Source organism: Pigmentiphaga sp., from assembly GCF_019689535.1.
Classification (GTDB): Bacteria; Pseudomonadota; Gammaproteobacteria; order Burkholderiales; family Burkholderiaceae_B; genus Pigmentiphaga.
Map to the genome: position 1 here is coordinate 1 of NZ_JADGHH010000272.1, position 3717 is coordinate 3717.

General features: G+C 66.2%; 3 protein-coding genes. 2 read left to right on the top strand and 1 reads right to left on the bottom strand.

Translation table 11 applies throughout. From position 1 onward, the window contains the following. On the bottom strand, positions 1–382 hold a 382-nt coding region (locus IRZ12_RS16485; protein ID WP_296470815.1), incomplete at its 3' end, for a hypothetical protein. Between the two features lie 9 nt (positions 383–391). Here IRZ12_RS16485 and IRZ12_RS16490 point away from each other — a divergent pair. Together IRZ12_RS16490 and IRZ12_RS16495 are read left to right on the top strand one after the other, a co-directional pair. Continuing rightward, on the top strand, positions 392–2140 hold the full coding sequence (locus IRZ12_RS16490) for a BapA/Bap/LapF family large adhesin (RefSeq protein WP_367181602.1): 1749 nt from the start codon (positions 392–394) through the stop codon (positions 2138–2140). An 86-nt stretch (positions 2141–2226) separates the two neighbouring features. Next, a complete protein-coding gene (locus IRZ12_RS16495) occupies positions 2227–3708 on the top strand; it encodes a TolC family protein (protein ID WP_296470823.1) in 1482 nt (493 codons plus the stop codon). The last annotated feature ends 9 nt before the right edge of the window (positions 3709–3717 follow it).

Below are 3717 nucleotides of genomic sequence, written 5' to 3' on the forward strand. Positions count from 1 at the left end.
TGCTGATGCTGATGCTGATGCAGATGCGGATGCAGATGCGGATGCGGATGCGGATGCCGATGCCGATGCCGACGCTGATGCGGATGCGGATGCTGACGCTGACGCTGACGCTGACGCTGACGCGGATGCCGATGCCGACGCAGATGCCGACGCAGATGCAGATGCTGATGCGGATGCTGATGCTGATGCGGATGCGGATGCGGATGCGGATGCGGATGCGGATGCTGACGCCGATGCTGATGCCGATGCCGACTCTGACGTCGACGCCCATGACGATGTTGCGACGGCCAAGCTCGAACTGAGCCCGCGCGACCTCGGCACCACGGAAGAATCCGGCTCGGACACGCTGCTCCTGCGCATAGGCGAGGTTTCCGAATCGCACTACTTCACCATCGACGACGGCACGACGGGCGACCTGTCGTTCTCGTTGGATGGCGGCAGCCTGCTGGGCGTGCTGGGTGGGGCTTTCGTCACCCTCCAAGTCATGCAAGACGGTGAGTGGGTGAATGTTTCCGAGACCCGGGATGCCAACCTGATCGACTTGCTCGGCCTGTTCGGTGACGAGATGCGGGTCGAGGCGCACGATTTGCCCGCTGGCCAGTACCGCGTGGTCTATGGCGGCAACGGCTTGGCTTCGCTCGTGCAGCAAGCCGACTGGAGCATGACGCTGGATCGGACGAGCCTCGTCGAGTTCGACGTGACCAATGTCGAGCCTGCGTCCGGCAATCTGCTCACGGATCCCGGCCCAGGCGGATCGCCCGACGACCTTGGTCCGGATGACGCAGCCGTGCTGCAGGTCAAGAACGCGGATGGCGATTATGTGACGCCCGATGCCGCCGGCACGGTGATCGCCGGCCTGTACGGTACGCTGACCGTCATGCCCGACGGCACCTATACCTACCAGCCCAACGCCGACAACGCTGCAAACGTGGGCAAGGTCGACGTCTTCGATTACAAGCTGGTGCATCCGAACGGCAGCGAAGACGAGGCCAAGCTCTATGTGCGCCTGGACAGCGACCAGGTCGAACTGGAGTGGGACGATGCGAATCCTGGCCAGGATGCGGTCGTCACGCCTGCGGCGGCGGACTCGGGCGACGCGTCGGTGATCGTCGAGAACACGGTCGAGCAGGTGGACCAAGCCGATGTCATCGAGTACTCGTGGGCGCTCGGCGCGCTTGGCATCGTCCTGGGCAACACTTCGGGCACCCATGTGTTCACGGTTGAAGAGGGAACGACGTCCTCGGTCGACCTGGACATCACGGGTTCTGGCCTGGCGTCGTTGCTCAACGGGCTCAAGTTCACGCTCGAGTCCAAGGACGAGGGCGGCAATTGGGTGAAGGTTGGCGGTTCGGAAGCGGGCGGCCTGATCGACCTGATTGGCCTCCTGCCGACGCGCATCACGGCACACATCGACGACCTGCAGCCGGGCGAGTACAGGCTGATCGTGGAGAACGCCTCCGCCATCACGTTGCCGGGCTCGGTGAGCGTGGACATGACGCAACACGTGACGCATTACGACCAGGTAAGCGTCGGTGGCGTCACGCCGGCCGAAGGCAACGTACTCGAGGCTTCGGGCATCGATACGTCGGTCGACGGTCCGGTCGCGGTCAGCGTCAAGGACGGTGCTACCGTCAAGTTCCCCGGCGTCGATCCGGTCGTGCTGGAAGGCGACTATGGCACCCTGACCATGAACGCGGACGGTAGCTGGACGTACGAGCCGAAGGCGGATATCAACGCCATCGAACAGGCCGACGTATTCACGTACCAGCTGCACTTCGCCAACGGCCAGGTGTCGGAAGGCACGATCACCGTCAACATCGGCGAGACGAACAACACGCAGCCTGCACCGGGGTCAGAGTCCGGCGACGAGCTCATCGTCGCGCATTCGGTGCCGCTCGATGGCCTGGACGATGACGGTGACGATGCGGACGACGACCAGGGCGATGAAGATGATGTCGCGTTGGAAGATGTGTTGAAGCCTGAGGCGGATCCGGTCGAGTCGTATCTCGCCGGGGAGTCCGGCGAAGGCCCGGCCATCGCGTCGGCCTCCACCGAGACTGAGCCGTCTGTGATAGCCTCCGCGTATACGGAGGATCCGGAAGACCAGGCGTGGTCTCAGCATGATGTGTCGGGCATCTGATCGTCGCGCCGATCGTTGATCCGATGAGCGGCCGGTCCTGGGGTTCCAGGGCCGGCCGTTCGCGTCAGAAGTTGCCGGGAGTATTCATGAGAGGTTCATGCCGCGCGGCCTTGCTCGTGGCCGGGCTGTTGTCTGTCAGGCTTGCCGACGCGGCTGACGCGGGCGCGCAGGGCGCCATGCATGGCTGGGCAGGCCCGCAGGCAGCCACGGGCGCCGCCCGCGCGCAAGCCGCGCCCGCCGGGCGTTGGGTCATCGAGAAGCGAGTGTACGTCCCTTCATCGTCGATGAACGGGGTGGTGGAGGGGCCGCCTCTCGGATCCCATCGTCCGTTGGTGGCCGGGTCCGCACCGGCGCAGTCGCCCCAGTTGGCCGGGGCACCGGCAGGGGCTTCCGCACCGGCCAACAGCGACAGGCCTGCGGATAAGGTGGCCGAAAAGGCGGCCGATAAACCGGTCGAAAAGTCGGCAGATAAGTCTGCCGAGGACAGGCGCATCGCGCGCCACCCCGATCCCGAACGGCTGGGGCCGCTCGCGCCTTCGGTTGCAGCGAGCCGGTTGGTGCAAAGCCGCCCGAATGCAGGGGTCGTGCTGGCGAGCGAGGTGGCCAAGGGCGGGAACGCTGCCGCGTTGACGCTGGCCGACGTGGCGCGCCAAGCCGTCAGCTGGCATCCGAACATCGCGGAAGCCCTGGGGCGGCTCAATCAAAGCGACGAAGAGATTGCCGTGGCGCGGGCGGGCTACTACCCCCGGGTCTCGACGGGCTTTCGGGCGGGCCGCGACAATACCAACGCTTCGGCCGATAGCCAGATCCGCCGCCTGAGCGTGTCGGCGTCGCAGATGCTGTACGACTTCGGCAAGGTCAGCAGCAGCGTTTCTGCCGCGCAGGCCGCCGCACGCGTGAGCCAGGCGCGGGTGTCGATGGCCGTCGAGCAGGTCGCGGCCGAGGCCGCCAGGGCGGCCATCGAAGTCAAGCGCTATGAGGAGCTCGAGGCTGCCGCGCGCGACCAGGTAAAAGGGGTCTCCGAGATTAGCCAGCTGGTCAAGACACGCCATGAGAGCGGCGCGAGCACGCGTTCGGACGTCATGCAGACGCAATCCCGTGTCTCGGCATCGCAGTCCATTGCGCTGCAATACGCGTCGCAGCTGGCGCGTTGGCGCGGCGTGCTGCGCACGCTGCTGGGCGTAGCCACGCTGCCCCAGCTCTCCGTCGACCGTACGCCGGAGCTGGAGGGCGCCTGCAGGGCGGACGAGCTCGATTGGTCCGAGGTTCCGGCCTTGAAGGTTGCGGAAGCGGAACACGAGCGGGCGAAGGCGCTGCTGGAGGCGGCACGCGCCAACCGCTGGCCCACGCTTTCCCTGGACGCCGGCGTAGGGCGCGCGTTCAACGGCAATGCGACGCGCCGGGACGATTTCATGCTCGCGCTGAACGTGTCCATGGACGTGTACCAGGGCGGCGCGCTCAGCGCCCGCAGCGCAGCTGCCGACCACGCCCTGCGCGCTGCGGACGCGGCGCGCGACAACGCCCGGCTCTCCGTGATGCAGGCCTTGACGGAAGCGGGGTCTTTTTAACAGCTGGCG

Coding starts and splice junctions, on each gene's coding strand:
- IRZ12_RS16495 (WP_296470823.1), top strand. CDS start 2,227: ATGAGAGGTTCATGCCGCGCGGCCTTGCTCGTGGCCGGGCTGTTGTCT.